Genomic DNA, 15,587 nt, shown 5'->3' with positions numbered 1-15,587 from the left:
CCATTTTTATTAGAGTTTTAAGTGTTGAGTTTTGAGTTTTAAGTTGAAGGAATAGGGCTATTAAAGATTCGCTTCCTCTAACTCAAAACTCATAACTCAAAACTCAACACTTTTAAAGGGTGTCATGTGTATTCCAAAACCAGCTTTTTTAGGCCTTTTGCTCGTCAAAATGAGAGAACACCATTGTGAAAGTTGCTCTCCCCTGGGTTAGGGATCTAAGGGCTGTGGAATATCCAAAAAGATTGGCTAGAGGGCAAATGGCCTTAACCACTTGAACAGCTCCCCTTGGTGAAATTTCCTCGATCTTTCCATTTCTGGAATTAAGATCACCGATACAATCCCCAAGAAATTCGTCTGGCACAAGGATCTCGAGTTTCATCATAGGTTCTAAGAGGACCGGATCCCCATCTTCCAATGCCTTTCTAAGGGCCTGAGATGCCGCAGCCCTAAAGGCAATCTCAGTTGAGAGCCCTTCATGAAAGGTCGCATCCTTTAATACTACCTCCACGTCCTCCATGGGATAGCCTCGCAGCACTCCGCTCTCAAGTCCCTGTCGGAGGGCATCCAGTATGAGTTCCTCATACCCTTCTGGGAGTAGAGATGGGTCAATTTCACTTCTAACAAGATTTCCTGATCCCCTTGGCCTTGGGACAGCTCTTATGACAATGGATGCGACCTGTCTCGTACCAGCAATCTCTCTATCAAATTGTTCTGAGACCTCAGCCTCTTTTGTAATTGTCTCACGATAGACTACCTGTGGCTTTCCAACTCTAACTGGGGCATTGAACTCCCTTAAAAGCCTATGGGTCAACACATCAAGATGGAGTTCCCCCATTCCAGATATGATGGTCTGACCAGTATCTTCATCATAACGGACCTTGAATGTGGGATCCTCTTCAGCCAACTTTGATAGGGCGAGATCCACCTTGTCCTGGTCCTTAGACGTCTTGGGTTCAACTGCTACAGAGATCACTGGTTGATATGCCTCTATGGGCTCGAGCAATATGGGATTTTTAGGATCACAAATGGTATCGCCTGTTACAGTGTGCTTTAACCCCATCACAGCAACAATGCTTCCTGCCCCTGCCTCTTGAATACGCTCTCTTTTATTTGCGTGCATTTGAAGGAGTCTTGCAACCCTTTCCTTCTTATTCTTTCCAGGATTGAATACCTCTTCACCAGCCTTTAAGACTCCGGAATAGACCCTCACAAAGGTCATCTTTCTCCCCTGATCCATCTGTACCTTAAAGGCAAGGGCGCTCAAAGGGGCGTCAAACTTACTTGGGCGAGTGATCTCTTCGCCAGTCTTTGGATCTGTCCCTTTAACTGGCGGTATATCAAGGGGGCTCGGTAAATACCGAGAGATCCCATCAAGGACCGGCTGAACGCCTTTATTTTTGAGTGCAGAGCCACAGAAAACAGGCACTCCTTTAAGGCCAATTGTAGCCTCTCTAATGGCCTTGTGGATCAACTTGTCTTCTATGGGTTCCTCATTCAGATATTTTTCCATGATATCTTCATTGAGATCTGCCAGAGACTCGAGGAGTTCCTGATGGGCCTTCTCCACTTCTTCCTCGAAATCAGGAGGAACAGGGAGTTCCTCAAACTTCTGCCCCAAAGACTCTTCATCCCAAAGTATCAGCTTCTTTTTAATTACATCGAAGACACCTTTAAAATCATCTTCTGCACCATACGGTATAGTGAGAACAAGGGGATTTGCCCCCAGTTTCTCCTTCATCTCTTCAATGGCACCCCAAAAATTGGCTCCAAGCCTGTCCATTTTGTTTATAAAGGCCATCTTTGGGACTCTATACTTGTCAGCCTGGTGCCATACAGTCTCTGACTGAGGTTCCACGCATCCTACTGCACAAAACACTCCTATGGCACCATCAAGGACCCTAAGGCTCCTTTCCACTTCGATGGTAAAGTCCACGTGTCCAGGGGTATCGATGATGTGGATCTCAGAATCGCGCCAGAAACAAGTGGTAACGGCGCTTGTAATCGTAATTCCCCTTTCTTGTTCTTCTGGCATCCAGTCCATGGTTGCCTGGCCGTCGTGAACCTCTCCTATCCTGTGGGTCTTTCCAGTATAGTAGAGTATCCTTTCAGTAAGTGTTGTCTTCCCTGCGTCAATATGGGCTATGATACCAATATTACGAATCTTTTTTATTTTTCCTTCACCAGCCATACTATATACCTCGAAACAGCATTTTTTTGGCACCTAATTTCTAACAGAAATACTAGGAACTTACAACGGCATACTTTATCACCTGAAATTCATCTTTTTTTGAAACCTACCTTCGCACTAACCCTAGCAGCGTTCAAAAAGACCTCTTTGTTTTGGGACCATTACACAAATATGAGAACAAATTGGAACTACTACAAATCTTCAAAACTAATTGATTTTTATTAATAAATTACTATTTACTTTAACCTGATAGGATTTAAATAGCTGCTTAGCCAATTGATTTGCCACTTCTTCTCTTTTCTCTTGCTGGATAAATCGGACCAAAGCCTCCCTATGGATTACCCTGGCTTTTGGATTATTTTTATCAGGCTTTAACACATATTTCCCTTTGTGAAACATTAAAAAATTGTCCACGTCATCATCGGATACACTCAGATATGGTCCTATTTCTTTATTGAGATAAGCCTTTACAAGATAACCGTTTTTTATTCTTTCCTTCATCAGCTTTATTATTTCTATCGGAATTTTCTCATCCTTTGCTATTTTCTCCACTTGTTGATATTTCTCTTCCATTTCTACACGGTACTTCTTAAAATATTGTGTTTCCTCTATTTTTTCTCTCTTTGCTTCATTAAGTATAATCTTTTGGAGGACAAGCTCCTTGGCCGCTATTATTTTATCTGAGAGATTAAAGTACCACTCCTTACCCTTTTCACTGATTACTCTTTTTTTATATTTCTCATAGTAGGGTTTAAATTCATCAACAGTGAGCCTGACCCCTTTGGACGTAGTTACAACATATTCCTCATCCTTATTATTATTCCCTGCAAATAATATGGACGGCACTAGGATAAAAATGATAATTCCAAAAAATTTCAAAGAATTCATATGGATACCTCTAGACTAAGATGACTCTCCCCTCCAAAAGAGGAGGGGAGAATTTCATCACAGCAGTCATTTCCTATTTTAACTGCCTTTTTTCACGATATTTTTCTACCTTTTCTTTGTGTTCTTTGATCCACGAAACATATTTACTTACATAATCTGCTCCCAATCTTGGCTCAACGCTATTTTCCAACCACTCTGTAAGTTCAAAGGCAAGCTTATAGATACCATCCCACCAGATGTATCCAGGCGCATAATGGAACATGGCTATACATGTAGGTCTTACAGCCATCGCTCCAATATCCCTGACGATTTTTCTATCCGCAGGTGTATGGAGCCCTGCCTCTTGCAGGTCGTTTTCTACTTTTAAGGCAATCTGTCTGAAATAGTCGAGTGTCGCCATTGAAAGATCGCCATTTATAAGTGCGTTGGCCACCCACTGCTTTGTATGGCATTGGCTGCACATAGCAATTGCTCTTTCTCTGTTTTTCAATCCATCGGATGGAAATTTAATATTGGGAATTCCTGGATCAGACATGCCAGCTTTCCTAACGACGGTAACCTTCCACATGCCAAGTTTCCATTTAGAAATAGATGCCGGATTATGAGTGGGCGGATAGATCATATCATCTCCATCATAAACCGCTCCCATATGACAGGTAGCACAGGTAGGTGCAAAATAATCGCGTCCTGCCTTGATAGCAGGCGAATCAAGGTTCCATTCGTGTGCCTTGGAAAGAAACATGGCCCCGTGTAGGGATCTGCCGTACATTTCGTAGTTGGGATGATCTTCTGACTCATGACACCTGCCGCAGGCACCTACTCCAGCCCTAACAACTCTTAACTTAAAGCTATGAAATGGATGACATGCTACACAGGAACCGGTTGTGCCGTCTGGGTTGACCGTACCAGCACCTATCATGGGCCAGGTCGTCAGATCGAACACAACCTTGTCTTCACTCTTCCGGACAATCTTTATAATTGTACCATGACAGGAATAGCATCCAAAGCCACTAAATACATTTAAAATGTCTGTTGCTTTTGGGGTTGAGGTTTTCAATTTTTCTGGGACACCAGCATAAGTCCATGCAGGATCATTGACAATATCTTTCCAATAGTCGCCGTGGGGAATAATGGTCTTAGGGCCCCAGCCCATCATCTGCAGGACGATAACTGCAAAATTACCACCAGCCTTGGCCTCAGCATTATGGGCGATCAGTCCAGATTTGGAATGAATGGAGTTGGTATATTCTTTAACAACTCCAGGATGACAACTGGCACACTGCTTCGGAGTAACCAGTGTGGAAATGACATAGCCATTATGTTTGAAAGCCGCCGGATTAGATTCATCCGACTTATGACATTCATAGCAACCAGTACCATTGAAGTAGTGTTTCGACCTCTTCCAATCATTTACAACAAAAGAGGTAGCATCAATGTGACACTCAAGACATTCAGTAGTTTCATCACTAAGATTTTTGTCATTTCCACTGTCGGCAATGGCAGTGTTTGTTAAAATACCTGTTACCAGCATTACCACCAACCAATAAACCAATAATCTCGCATAACTTTTCATAATGTCTCCTTTTTTGTTAAACACCACTTATTTAACTAGATTATAACTTATTATTTTTCTAAGGAGGGACCATTACGAAAGAGAAGAAACAGCCCACCTCCAACCAAAAAGCATACAAGCTCTTGATTTACCATAAAAAACATATTTTTAGGTAGTTCATTGTCCTGGCCTGATGGCTACATTTGATACAAAACTCGTTTTCCGCTATGTCCAAGCCAGGGAAATCCATAGAAGGGGGGCTTATTACCAAAGAAGTTTGCCAATCCAAAGGCAGTTGGTCGTCTTTATTGGCAACATCCCCCCTATTTAGCCGGTCTTGGGGCTTTATTAATTGGGAGGTGATCTCTCTTCTAAGCAAAAGCCCAGGTGTTCCTTACCTTTAATAATAACCGGCTTCTCAGTGATGAAACTAACGATTTTCATATTTCCTTAGGAATTAAAGTATACGGCTATTTTAAAATAGCTTTTTCCTTGAGATACTCAGATAACTGGTCCGCTTTAAGGACATCCATGCCGCTGTCGCTATTTATCCATAGCCTATCTTTCAGGACAATTACATTGCAACGAGCTTCAGGGTTAACAGCACATGCATTGCCACAGCCACTGATGGTGATATTGCCCTGTACATTGCCATTGGAGGTTATGTTCTCGGCCAAAGCATGGACATCACCAACTCCGTTTTTACAATACCGCGCCCCAATACACGTCTTAATCCCTTCGCTATTCCAGGCCAGCGCCACCTTAAGGAATGGCAAAAGCCCCATGCGGTTAATAACTTCACCCAATCGCTCGTTTTGGGCAACCTGAATATAGCCCTTAACTATTCGTTCGACAGTTTCAACCAGATATTCTTCCTTGATCACCACATCCAGCCGAGTAGCCAATTGGGGTTGGCGTCCGCCTTTGCCCCCAATGTAGAGCCAGTATCCGTCCTTGACAGCTATGATCCCGAGGTCGTTTAGTTGTGCCTCCACGCATGAATTGGGGCACCCATTCATGGATATCTTAAACTTTTTAGGCGTCGTCATCCCTGCAAGACGCTGGTTGATTTCTGCAGCCAGAGGCGTAACGTCGTGTATAACGTGCTTACAATACTGACTAGAACAAACCTTAACATTTCGCACAACTGGCCCGATATCAGCCAGAGGTAGATCTACTCTTGCTAACTCTTCAGCCACCTGATCAAAGTTCTCGGGTTTTATGCCAAAAATCATAATGGCTTCAGTAACTGTGAGCTTAACCTTTCCATATTGGTTGGCCAGCTTGTACACAGTTTCTATCTGTTCAGGCTTAAGATAGCCATTAACAGGATGAATTAATACAGTGTAAGTGCCATCTAGCTGTTGGATAAATCCTTTATTAACATACTTTTGAATCATTAGACTATTACCTCCTTAATTTAATTGAAACCAATTGATACATTCCAAAAAACTAGATGAGTTGAGATATTAGCTAGTTATATTCTAGCTCTCAATTTGAGCTACTTTATTTGTTACCATACCACTTCTCCAAAATCCCGCTAGGGGGCATTACCATGGCAAGGAAACAGCAGTTAATAGTTAAAATATTCCCAAAGACTCCTTTTTTCTCAAAAATCCTCAAAATCTATTATTATGGGAGCATTCTAAAAATCCTTTTTCAGGACATTCGAAGTGCATAATTTGGGATAAAAACTCAATTTAAATCTTCCACAAAAATTGTGGGGTTGACAAAATTTTAGGTCATGGAAGTCTAGAGATTTCAGGAGGAGGTTTTATGGCTAGAGTCAAAACCATACTCGACCAAAAGGGAATTGAACGTACCCTTACTCGTATGGCCCATGAAATAGTGGAAAAAAATCAGGGAGGTGAATCTCTTGTCCTGATTGGTATCCACACAGGAGGGGTCCCTTTAGGCCACAGATTAAAGGAAAGAATAAAACAAATTGAAGGTATAGATGTACCAGTAGGATGCCTTGATATAACCCTTTATAGGGACGACTGGAGTAAGCTCAGCTATCTTCCCATTGTGAAAAGAACCAATATTCCCTTTACCACAGACGATAAATGCGTCATCCTCGTAGACGACGTACTTTTTACAGGGAGAACAGTGAGAGCCGCCCTTGATGCCATATCAGACCTTGGCAGACCCCAAAAGATTCAGCTCGCAGTCTTGGTAGACCGTGGGCTCAGAGAACTACCGATCCAACCCGACTTCGTGGGTATAAGACTGGATTCATCTCCAAATGAACACGTAAATGTCTTACTCAAAGAGATAGCAGGCCAAGACCAAGTAGTGGTTGTTCAAAAAGAGGACAATTGAATGATTGGAATTACCATGGGCTGTCCAGCAGGGATTGGCCCTGAAATAATCATAAAGGTCTTTTCAAAAAATCCTGACTGGATGATCCAAAAAAGGGTGGTAGTATATGGGGATCCTGGAATCCTCAAAAGGGCCATGGAGTTTGTGGGATTCGATGTCCCCTTAGTAGATCTAGAATCAAAAGATTATGGGATTCCTCTAATCCCCGTTACAAACCTTGATCCTAATGAGATCCCAGTAGGTAAGGCAACACCCATTACAGGCATGGCCTCCTATGAATATGTGGTGGCTGCTACTAAGGCAGCGTTAAATAACCAAATAAGTGCAGTTGTAACCTGCCCCATAACAAAAGAAGGGCTTCGCCTTTGCGGCTTACCTTATCCTGGACACACCGAAATCCTGGGGGAACTAACCAATACAAAAGATTACCTCATGATGCTAAGAGGGCCACGGCTTGCGGTTGTGCTGGTAACTATCCACTGCAAGCTTCGCGAAGTTCCAAAACTCATCACTGAGGAAAAGGTCTTTAAGACCATCACCATAGTCAATGAATCACTAAAAAAGGACTTTGGAGTGTCCTCGCCCAAAATTGCAGTCTCAGGCCTTAACCCACATGCAGGGGAAGGTGGGCTGTTTGGAGATGAAGATGATAGAATAATAAAACCTGCTATAGAAAAGGCCAGAGAAAAGGGCATAGACTGTAGTGGACCATATCCGCCTGACACCGTGTTTTACAGGGCGCTCAAGGGAGAATTTCACGCATGTGTTGCCCAATACCATGATCAAGGGCTAATACCACTAAAATTGGTCCACTTTGAAGATGGAGTAAATGTCACCCTCAATCTCCCCATTGTCAGGACTTCTGTGGATCATGGCACCGCCTATGACATTGCCGGATCGGGAACAGCCAATCCCATTAGCCTTGAAGCAGCAATAAATACCGCCAAATTCATAGTCCAATGCAGAAAAAGCTACCAATCATAAGGATCGAAGGTCTAACAAAGGTCTTTGAAAATCGACTTGCTGTCCATGGCCTGGATTTATCTGTTGAAGAAGGAAAATGCATAGCCCTCTTGGGACCCAATGGAGCTGGAAAGACTACGACCATAAATATGATCTTGGGATTGGTTATACCAACAAAGGGCAAGATAACAATCTTTGGGCAATCACTTTCAAACCATTTAAGTACAATAAAACAGAAGATAGGCGTTGCTCCACAATCAGATAATTTGGACCCTGATCTAACAGTACTCGAAAACTTGATTATCTATGCCTCTTATTTTCGCATTCCACGACACCTTGCCCTAAAGCGTGCAAAAGAACTCCTGAGATTCTTTGCTCTAGAGTCTAGGCATAACGAAATTATTCAGAACCTTTCAGGTGGCCAGAGAAGGCGTCTTATTATTGCAAGGGCCCTCATAAACGAACCACTACTCCTCATATTGGATGAACCCACTATAGGACTTGACCCACAGGCAAGACACCTAATCTGGGATAGGCTAGACATTTTGAAACGTGAGGGCACCACCATGCTCCTTACAAGTCATTATATGGAAGAGGTTTCACGGTTGGCGGATCACGTGATAATCATGGAACAAGGCAAAAAGCTCATTGAAGGAGAACCACAAGCTCTAATCGCAGAGCACGTTGGCGATAGCGTATTTGAGGTGGAACGCGATGATTTTGACCTCACCATCTTACAGAAAGAACTCAGTGGGTGTAACTGCACCTTTGAAATTCACGGAACAAGACTGTACATTTACACAAAAGGGCCTTGCCCAGAAGCTGAACGCCTTAGTCTTAGATTCAGCCACGTCATCAAAAGACCAGCAAATTTGGAGGATCTATTTTTGCGCTATACTGGCAGAAAGTTCGTAGAAGGATGAAATCGCTGTTATTCACAAAGGTCTGGCTAAGAAACTTCTGGGTATGGAAAAAGCATATTCAGGCAAGCCTCATAGGTAACCTGGGGCAGCCATTTCTCTTTCTACTTGCCATGGGCTATGGTCTGGGCCGAAATGTCCCTGAAATTGAGGGCATGACGTATCTACAATTTATTGCACCTGGGCTAATTGCCTCTTCAGTTATGTATAGTGCCGCATTTGAGGCAACTTATGGCTCGTACACGCGACTATCAACCCAAAAGACCTTTCATGCCATCCTCATGACTCCTGTAAACGTTTTGGATCTTACATTAGGAGAAATAGTTTGGGGGGCCACAAAGGGCCTTATTTCAGGGCTCATCATGTTAATGGCAATACCACTTTTTGGCATTATACCGTCATGGTGGACCATTTTTATTGTCCCCGTCCTCTTCCTTGAAGGCATCATCTTTTCATCAACAGGACTAATTATGACTGCCTTGGCAACAAACTATGAATTTTTTAACTACTTCACCTCGCTTTTAATCACGCCTCTTTTTCTCTTTTCAGGTATCTTTTTCCCAGTTGAAACACTTGGCATGTGGGCTAAGCTCGTGATAAAACTTCTTCCCCTTTCAGGGGCAGTAGAGATCTCCAGAAAACTCTGTTACGGATCTCCAAACCTTATTAAGATCTCAGATATCATAGTGCTATCAACATACTCCTTGGCCAGTATTATTATTGCAGCAAAACTAATGAAAAAGAGGCTGATCCAATAAGACTATGAGACTGACAGTTTTGGTAAAAAACCTATCCCAAACGCGCGCTCTAGGAAAGTGCATTTCAAAACTCCTAAAAAAAGGAGATTTAATCCTTTTTACAGGGGATCTTGGAGCAGGTAAAACCACCCTTATTAGGGAGACACTGAGCAATCTTGGAGTAGATAAAAGGCTTGTTACGAGCCCGACTTTTTCCATTTTACACCAATATGATGGTGCTGATATGCCTATTGTACATGGAGATCTCTATAGGATAGGAGAGGGAGGAGATCTCGTAGAAACAGGCCTTTATGATTATATTGATCAGGGGACATATCTAGTAATGCTCGAATGGGCAGAGTTTTTAGAAGAATCAGCAAGGCAGGATCTTGCACCCCTTGAAATTGAAATCAGCTTTCCACCTCTGGGCGACAGTGATGAGAGAATTGTTGAATTTCGAGCCAATATGAATTCGTGGGAACAAAGGCTGATTTTGTTAAAAGAATGCCTTGAGAAGGAGGGAATCACTATTGAAGGCGCTGGTTCTTAGTGGTGGCAGGGGGACAAGACTTAGACCCCTTACCCATACCATGGCAAAACAATTGGTACCTGTAGCCAATCAGCCGATTCTCGGTTATGTAATGAACCACATCAGCGAGGCAGGTATTCGTGAAGTTGGTGTCATTGTCGCCCCTGAGACGCAAGATGAAGTCAGGCAATATCTTGGAAACGGTGGAAAATGGGGTGTAAACATCGAGTTCATTTTGCAAGAACAACCACTTGGCCTTGCCCATGCAGTAAAAACAGCAAGGTCATTTTTAGAAGATAGCCCCTTTGTAATGTATTTAGGAGACAATCTTTTAGGCACAGGCCTAACAGATGCCCTGGAGGTGTTTAATAAAACAAGTCCTGATGCCCTAATTTTTTTAAAAGAGGTCCATGACCCTACACGTTTCGGTGTAGCAATGCTGGGAAACGATGGCACTATTGAAAAACTTGTGGAAAAACCAAAGGTGCCTCCATCGAATCTCGCACTTGTTGGAGTATATCTCTTTTCTCCAGCAATTCATGACGCCATAAACTCGATACGGCCTTCCTGGCGAGGTGAACTTGAAATTACAGATGCAATACAGGTGCTTATCAATAAAGGTAAAAGGGTAGAAGGAAAAATCCTGGAAGGATGGTGGTTGGATACCGGGAAAAAAGATGATTTTCTAAAGGCAAACAGAGTGGTTCTAGATGACTACATCAAAAGGGAAATCAAGGGTAAAATTGATACCAAAAGCACTGTAGAAGGTCGCGTCCGCCTTGAAGAGGATGCTATTATCGAAAATAGTGTTGTCAGAGGGCCATGTGTAATAGGCCGGGGGACTATCATAAAAGATTCTTTCATCGGGCCATTTACAAGCATAGGACCTAATAGTTCAATAATACGGTCAGTAGTCCAACACACTGTTATCCTTTCAAATGCTATAGTAGAAAATATAGAGCGTCTTGAAGATAGCTTGATAGGACGCCACGCAAAAGTAAAAAAGGCAGCAGGTCTAGTATCAGCCCTGCAACTAATGATCGGAGATCACTCACTAGTAGAGGTATAAGAAATGGAGAAGAACAGTTTTATTGACGGAATTATAGATGGAGTAATAGTAAGAGATCTAAAAAAATTTTTAGATGAGAGGGGATGGCTCTGTGAGCTTTATAGACATGACGAGCTCTATTACGAAATTCATCCCCAGATGGCCTATGCCTCCATGACAAATCCTGGGATTACAAGGGGGCCACATGCACATAAAGAACAGACTGATATCTTTTGCTTTATAGGACCCGGAAATTTCAAGGTGGTGCTTTGGGACAATAGATCTCACTCAGAAACATACATGACCAGACAGATAATCTTTGCAGGCCAAGACTCTCCTAAGATGATAATCGTACCGCCAGGGGTGGTTCACGGTTATAAATCAATAGGCCCCGGCCCTGGCCTTGTTTTCAATGCTCCTAACAAGCTATATGCAGGTGAAGGCAAAAGAGGTCCAGTGGATGAAATTCGATATGAGAATGACCCCAATAGCCCATTTAAATTGTAGGCACTAATCAATCTCTTGCCAAAGACCAAAGAAGACGAAAAAACTATTTAAGTGTTGTCTTCCTGGCAGTCACTACGCCATAGGCAATCCATTTGTCCACATTCATTGATCCTTTTAAAACAATCAGTATTACCTTCTGCAAGCTGGACTGCCCTAATAAGGTCAACTTTTCTCATTCGAGAATAATTTTTCACCTTAAGAGCCTTGGCCTTTTCTCTAATCTGAATGACCTTCATTACCCGTCCCCCTACCTACTTTTTTTAAATGATAATGAATCAAGTTGAAATATCAACATATTTTACACCAGTACTCCAGAGAACCCATCTAGTTCAAAATACATCATACCCCTTGGAGTTTCATAAATCCAAGAACAAATTATAATTTTATCTAATAATCCCAAATTATGCAGTTCGCAATTTTGCCAAAAATTTATGATGCGGAAGGAGTGCAGACGGTACTATTTGCTTCAACTTCGTGATAACTTAAGAGATTCATTAAAATTTTGAGCCCCTTGCAGGTCCAAATTTCGAACTAATCTCAATAGCCTGACCCAGGCCTACGAAGACCATTAAAATATTTTCCCACTCTGGCATATGCCAGAGTGGAAAATGTCTATGTCTCCGTCAGAGGTGTCTATAGCTGCGACATTACGACCAAGAACCCTATTTCGCAACTTGAGAGGCCCTGTACTGTAAATAGGCATCTCTAATTGCAATATAGGGATCTAAAGAAGACTTTTTAATTGCCTCATAGTCACCAATCTCAAAACTAGTCTTATTTACAACCTCATAGGAACGAACACCGAATGACAAGTAAATTGGGTTTATATAACTTACTGGTTGCAAGAAATAATCTATTGAGAATCCAAGAGTATCTCTAAGGCTCATTGGCCCGAGGAATGGCCATACAATATAAATTCCATTTCCAACACCATAGTATCCAAGGGTCTGTCCAGTATCTTCTTCAGATACTTTGAAATCGGGAAACACACCAGAATAATCTATTAGCCCTCCAAGACCAAAGACAGTATTCGTCAAGAATCTAAATGTCTCCATAGCTGCCTTTTTTGCCTTCAACTGGGTGACAGCTCCCACAAATCTCATTGGATAATTCAAATTATAAAAGAAATTCTTGACTCCACGCCTCACAATCTCAGGAACTACTTTGCCATAGCCAACTGAAACTGGCTTTAACACCCAAAAGTAGAGTCTATCATTAAAGGTAAAAACAGCTCTATTAAATCCTTCTAACGGATCACTTATTTGCTCAATCTGATCTCCTTCATATTCCTCAAATCCTTCAGAGTCCACGTCATTATAAATACCAGTTTCAACAGTTCCAGCTACAGAATTCACAACTTGTCCCAGGGATAAAAAAAATAATCCAACAAATACAACAAACTTCCTCATTACTCACCTCCATCTCCCTTTTCAAGGGAAGCCACTTTGCGTTCAAGAAGTTTGTTTAAATAAGCAGGCTTCTTGGAACGCAAAATACTTGTAAATTGCTGTCTGTAATTTTTTAGAAGGCTGACACCTTCTACTAGGATGTCATAGACCTTCCAACAACCATCCCTTTTCACAAGTCTGTAGGATACAGGAATAGATTTTGTGCTGGATATAACCTTGGTGTCAACCTGGGCCTTAACTTCGGAAAGTCGCCTTACACTTTCAAAGACAATCTTTTCTCCAGAATATTCCTGAAGACGTTTCATATATGTATTCTCTAGTAACTCTCGAAATAGTATCTTAAATTCTTGCCATTCTTCCTTTGAAAAGTGCCGCCTAAAACGGCCTAATGCCAATTTTCCAACCTGATCAAAATCTATAAATTTTCCCGCAATTTCATGGATTCTATCCTTTTGTTTCTTACAATTTGCATCTGCTTTGTTTATACACGGATACTTTTTGAGGGTCTCTATTACAGAATCGATAGCAGTTTGTACGACTTGTTGAGGCCCCTTAAAAGAGTTATTAGCAAAGGCTATTCCAAAATTTAATGCAACTGTTAGTAATATTATTGGTAAAATAACGCTGTTTCTTTTCATTGTAACTCCTTATCATTAGTATTATCTACATTTCCAAAAACATACTTTCCAATAAGGTCCTCTATATCCACAGCCGATTCAGTATCTACAATGGTATCTCCTGGTTTTAAAAAAGTATCGGAACCGCCAGGAATAATCTTTACAAATTTATCTCCAATAAGGCCTCGGGTTTTAATTGAGGCAATGCAATCATCCTCGAGTTTGATGTCTTTTGCAATTTTTAGCCCCACAATTGCTATCTTCTCTTTCGGATCCAGCTTAATAGAAGATACCCTCCCTACGGGGACCCCTGCTATTTCAACGTTACTATCTTTCTTTAGACCAGAAACCGAATCAAACTGGGCATAAACAATATAATAATTCGATCCAATCAATTCCATCTTACCAAGTTTGATTGTAAGGTATGCAATGCAAACTATTCCAATAAAAACAAATAGCCCTACTGCTGTCTCTATTTTATATCTATTCATTATTGCTCTCCCTATTACACCTTAATGCAGCAATATCCTTTAGACTCTCCCTGAGGTTGCATATAATCTCCTCAAACGATTTTTTTCCTCTGAATTCCCGTACAGCTCCTCGGATATTGAAATCTCTACATACTCTTGAGTAGGTATTTTTTTGCAAAAATGGCTTTTTCTTAAGCCTTTGCGAAAGTTCCTTGAGAAAACCTTCGCTGAACTTATTTCCAGTTATTGGAAATAAAACTAATATTTCACTGGGACCGCACCTGCCTGCAACCACATTTTTTCCAAAAAATTCAATAAGTTCTCCGGCAAGACACTGAAATATCTTATGACTTGCAATATGTCCCACGTGTTCATCAATCTCTTCAAGGTTTCCCACTGAAAAAAGCCCCATTTTCATAGGCACTCCCCTAGCCTCCCTTAAAACCATTTCATGCCTCACTCTATACTCCATCTCTGCTCGGGTAAGGAGGCCAGTTAATTCATCGATAAGTCCCATTTCCCCACCAATAAATAATTTTACAGTAGGATCTGGGCTTTGCTCCAATGCCATTGGAGACCCCTGAAATATAATCTTCCCACCTTCTAAAATAGCTACTCTGTCCGATATATAAAACACATCTGGGATATCGTGGCTTACAATAATACCCGTAAATCCAAAACTCTTCTGATAATGATGTACCATACTGAAAACCGCATTTTTTCTAAGTGGATCAAGGCCAGCTGTAGGTTCATCAAAAAGGACTATCTTAGGATCTGTTATTAATGCCCTAGCAAGGGCCACCCTCTTTTGCATTCCTCCAGAAATCTGGGATGGATATTTGCTGAGCACGTCTCCCAATTCCAGTTGCTCTACCTTAGAGCGTACCTTTTCGTCGATCTGTGCCTTAGTCAGTTGCCTCCTTTCAACTAAGGGCAAGGCTATATTTTCATAGATCGTCATAGAATCAAAAAGGGCATTACTTTGAAACATGTAGCTGATGCTTTTTTTAAAGGCCTTTAATGATTCACGATCCATCTTTGATAAGGGCACTCCCCTAACTCTTATCTGGCCTGAATCAGGCTTTAAAAGTCCCACGATATGCTTCAAAAAAACGCTTTTACCTACTCCACTTTTACCAATAATCGTAGTTATCTCACCCTCATAAAAGGCGCATGATACCCCATCTAAAACAACCTTTTCTCCAAAGGCCTTTTTCACATCCACAAATTCGATTAACGGTGTTTTTTGTGCCATCGTTAACTCTTAATCTTAAATCCTACAATGGGCGAGTTTACCCAAAAAATAAGGCGGAAGGGGGCAAACGTTCTTAGGTACTTCAAGCCCCCGCCAACGAAGAGACCTGAGCAAAATCGCCTATCTCGAAAGGCATCAAAAGGGGGCAAAAAATATAGCCTGTTCAATTCACTGAAAAAGTC

At 41.7% G+C, this 15,587-nt stretch carries 16 protein-coding genes; 7 read left to right on the top strand and 9 right to left on the bottom strand.

Features of this window, described 5'->3' with window-relative positions:
• Nucleotides 1-148: 148 nt before the first annotated feature.
• From fusA to DBT_RS07665, 4 genes are all read right to left on the bottom strand, one after another.
• A complete protein-coding gene (gene fusA / locus DBT_RS07680; RefSeq protein WP_067618685.1) occupies nucleotides 149-2,188 on the bottom strand; it encodes an elongation factor G in 2,040 nt (679 codons plus the stop codon).
• Between the two features lie 207 nt (nucleotides 2,189-2,395).
• Nucleotides 2,396-3,076, bottom strand: coding sequence for a hypothetical protein (locus tag DBT_RS07675; RefSeq protein WP_067618682.1), 681 nt, complete (start codon nucleotides 3,074-3,076; stop codon nucleotides 2,396-2,398).
• A 73-nt stretch (nucleotides 3,077-3,149) separates the two neighbouring features.
• Nucleotides 3,150-4,649 (bottom strand): multiheme c-type cytochrome, encoded by a 1,500-nt coding sequence (locus tag DBT_RS07670; protein WP_067618679.1) that lies wholly within the window; start codon nucleotides 4,647-4,649, stop codon nucleotides 3,150-3,152.
• A gap of 449 nt (nucleotides 4,650-5,098) precedes the next feature.
• Nucleotides 5,099-6,028: a nitrite/sulfite reductase domain-containing protein gene (locus DBT_RS07665; RefSeq protein WP_067618677.1), complete on the bottom strand. Its 930-nt coding sequence runs from the start codon at nucleotides 6,026-6,028 to the stop codon at nucleotides 5,099-5,101.
• Nucleotides 6,029-6,404: 376 nt separating this feature from the next.
• Here DBT_RS07665 and pyrR point away from each other — a divergent pair, with 376 nt between their 5' ends.
• The 7 genes from pyrR to DBT_RS07630 are packed head-to-tail and all read left to right on the top strand — an operon-like array spanning nucleotide 6,405 to nucleotide 11,654.
• A complete protein-coding gene (gene pyrR / locus DBT_RS07660; RefSeq protein WP_067618674.1) occupies nucleotides 6,405-6,950 on the top strand; it encodes a bifunctional pyr operon transcriptional regulator/uracil phosphoribosyltransferase PyrR in 546 nt (181 codons plus the stop codon).
• Nucleotides 6,951-7,934 (top strand): 4-hydroxythreonine-4-phosphate dehydrogenase PdxA, encoded by a 984-nt coding sequence (pdxA, locus tag DBT_RS07655; RefSeq protein WP_067618671.1) that lies wholly within the window; start codon nucleotides 6,951-6,953, stop codon nucleotides 7,932-7,934.
• Nucleotides 7,910-8,836, top strand: a complete 927-nt coding sequence (locus DBT_RS07650) for an ABC transporter ATP-binding protein (protein ID WP_067618668.1) — start codon at nucleotides 7,910-7,912, stop codon at nucleotides 8,834-8,836. Before pdxA ends, DBT_RS07650 begins: the two co-directional genes overlap by 25 nt.
• Nucleotides 8,833-9,591 carry an ABC transporter permease gene (locus tag DBT_RS07645; RefSeq protein ID WP_067618665.1) on the top strand — a complete coding sequence of 253 codons (759 nt, stop codon included), beginning with the start codon at nucleotides 8,833-8,835 and terminating at the stop codon, nucleotides 9,589-9,591. Before DBT_RS07650 ends, DBT_RS07645 begins: the two co-directional genes overlap by 4 nt.
• A gap of 4 nt (nucleotides 9,592-9,595) precedes the next feature.
• Entirely contained in the window at nucleotides 9,596-10,120 is a 525-nt protein-coding gene (gene tsaE / locus DBT_RS07640) for a tRNA (adenosine(37)-N6)-threonylcarbamoyltransferase complex ATPase subunit type 1 TsaE (protein ID WP_067618662.1), read from the top strand.
• The gene (locus DBT_RS07635) at nucleotides 10,101-11,168 is read left to right on the top strand and encodes a glucose-1-phosphate thymidylyltransferase (RefSeq protein WP_067618659.1); all 1,068 of its coding nucleotides are present in this window, start codon (nucleotides 10,101-10,103) and stop codon (nucleotides 11,166-11,168) included. Before tsaE ends, DBT_RS07635 begins: the two co-directional genes overlap by 20 nt.
• 3 nt (nucleotides 11,169-11,171) lie before the next feature.
• Nucleotides 11,172-11,654, top strand: coding sequence for a dTDP-4-dehydrorhamnose 3,5-epimerase family protein (locus DBT_RS07630; protein ID WP_067618655.1), 483 nt, complete (start codon nucleotides 11,172-11,174; stop codon nucleotides 11,652-11,654).
• A 47-nt stretch (nucleotides 11,655-11,701) separates the two neighbouring features.
• Here the strand turns inward: DBT_RS07630 and DBT_RS07625 are convergent, their stop codons facing one another.
• From DBT_RS07625 to DBT_RS07605, 5 genes are all read right to left on the bottom strand, one after another.
• On the bottom strand, nucleotides 11,702-11,890 hold the full coding sequence (locus DBT_RS07625) for a Rho termination factor N-terminal domain-containing protein (protein ID WP_067618652.1): 189 nt from the start codon (nucleotides 11,888-11,890) through the stop codon (nucleotides 11,702-11,704).
• A 426-nt stretch (nucleotides 11,891-12,316) separates the two neighbouring features.
• Nucleotides 12,317-13,063, bottom strand: a complete 747-nt coding sequence (locus tag DBT_RS07620; protein WP_067618649.1) for an MlaA family lipoprotein — start codon at nucleotides 13,061-13,063, stop codon at nucleotides 12,317-12,319.
• Nucleotides 13,063-13,701: an MlaC/ttg2D family ABC transporter substrate-binding protein gene (locus DBT_RS07615; RefSeq protein ID WP_067618646.1), complete on the bottom strand. Its 639-nt coding sequence runs from the start codon at nucleotides 13,699-13,701 to the stop codon at nucleotides 13,063-13,065. The genes DBT_RS07620 and DBT_RS07615 overlap by 1 nt, the downstream gene beginning before the upstream one ends.
• Nucleotides 13,698-14,171, bottom strand: a complete 474-nt coding sequence (gene mlaD, locus DBT_RS07610; protein WP_067618643.1) for an outer membrane lipid asymmetry maintenance protein MlaD — start codon at nucleotides 14,169-14,171, stop codon at nucleotides 13,698-13,700. Before mlaD ends, DBT_RS07615 begins: the two co-directional genes overlap by 4 nt.
• On the bottom strand, nucleotides 14,164-15,405 hold the full coding sequence (locus DBT_RS07605; protein WP_067618640.1) for an ATP-binding cassette domain-containing protein: 1,242 nt from the start codon (nucleotides 15,403-15,405) through the stop codon (nucleotides 14,164-14,166). The genes mlaD and DBT_RS07605 overlap by 8 nt, the downstream gene beginning before the upstream one ends.
• Nucleotides 15,406-15,587: the final 182 nt, after the last annotated feature.

The organism is Dissulfuribacter thermophilus, assembly GCF_001687335.1.
Taxonomy (GTDB): domain Bacteria; phylum Desulfobacterota; class Dissulfuribacteria; order Dissulfuribacterales; family Dissulfuribacteraceae; genus Dissulfuribacter; species Dissulfuribacter thermophilus.
This window is presented reverse-complemented; position numbering and strand designations above follow the sequence as displayed.

What these genes read in the sequence shown, in the direction of transcription:
- fusA (WP_067618685.1), bottom strand. Translation starts at nt 2,188, where the DNA reads ATGGCTGGTGAAGGAAAAATAAAAAAGATTCGTAATATTGGTATCATA.
- DBT_RS07675 (WP_067618682.1), bottom strand. Translation starts at nt 3,076, where the DNA reads ATGAATTCTTTGAAATTTTTTGGAATTATCATTTTTATCCTAGTGCCG.
- DBT_RS07670 (WP_067618679.1), bottom strand. Translation starts at nt 4,649, where the DNA reads ATGAAAAGTTATGCGAGATTATTGGTTTATTGGTTGGTGGTAATGCTG.
- DBT_RS07665 (WP_067618677.1), bottom strand. Translation starts at nt 6,028, where the DNA reads ATGATTCAAAAGTATGTTAATAAAGGATTTATCCAACAGCTAGATGGC.
- pyrR (WP_067618674.1), top strand. Translation starts at nt 6,405, where the DNA reads ATGGCTAGAGTCAAAACCATACTCGACCAAAAGGGAATTGAACGTACC.
- pdxA (WP_067618671.1), top strand. Translation starts at nt 6,951, where the DNA reads ATGATTGGAATTACCATGGGCTGTCCAGCAGGGATTGGCCCTGAAATA.
- DBT_RS07650 (WP_067618668.1), top strand. Translation starts at nt 7,910, where the DNA reads ATGCAGAAAAAGCTACCAATCATAAGGATCGAAGGTCTAACAAAGGTC.
- DBT_RS07645 (WP_067618665.1), top strand. Translation starts at nt 8,833, where the DNA reads ATGAAATCGCTGTTATTCACAAAGGTCTGGCTAAGAAACTTCTGGGTA.
- tsaE (WP_067618662.1), top strand. Translation starts at nt 9,596, where the DNA reads ATGAGACTGACAGTTTTGGTAAAAAACCTATCCCAAACGCGCGCTCTA.
- DBT_RS07630 (WP_067618655.1), top strand. Translation starts at nt 11,172, where the DNA reads ATGGAGAAGAACAGTTTTATTGACGGAATTATAGATGGAGTAATAGTA.
- DBT_RS07625 (WP_067618652.1), bottom strand. Translation starts at nt 11,890, where the DNA reads ATGAAGGTCATTCAGATTAGAGAAAAGGCCAAGGCTCTTAAGGTGAAA.
- DBT_RS07620 (WP_067618649.1), bottom strand. Translation starts at nt 13,063, where the DNA reads ATGAGGAAGTTTGTTGTATTTGTTGGATTATTTTTTTTATCCCTGGGA.
- DBT_RS07615 (WP_067618646.1), bottom strand. Translation starts at nt 13,701, where the DNA reads ATGAAAAGAAACAGCGTTATTTTACCAATAATATTACTAACAGTTGCA.
- mlaD (WP_067618643.1), bottom strand. Translation starts at nt 14,171, where the DNA reads ATGAATAGATATAAAATAGAGACAGCAGTAGGGCTATTTGTTTTTATT.
- DBT_RS07605 (WP_067618640.1), bottom strand. Translation starts at nt 15,405, where the DNA reads ATGGCACAAAAAACACCGTTAATCGAATTTGTGGATGTGAAAAAGGCC.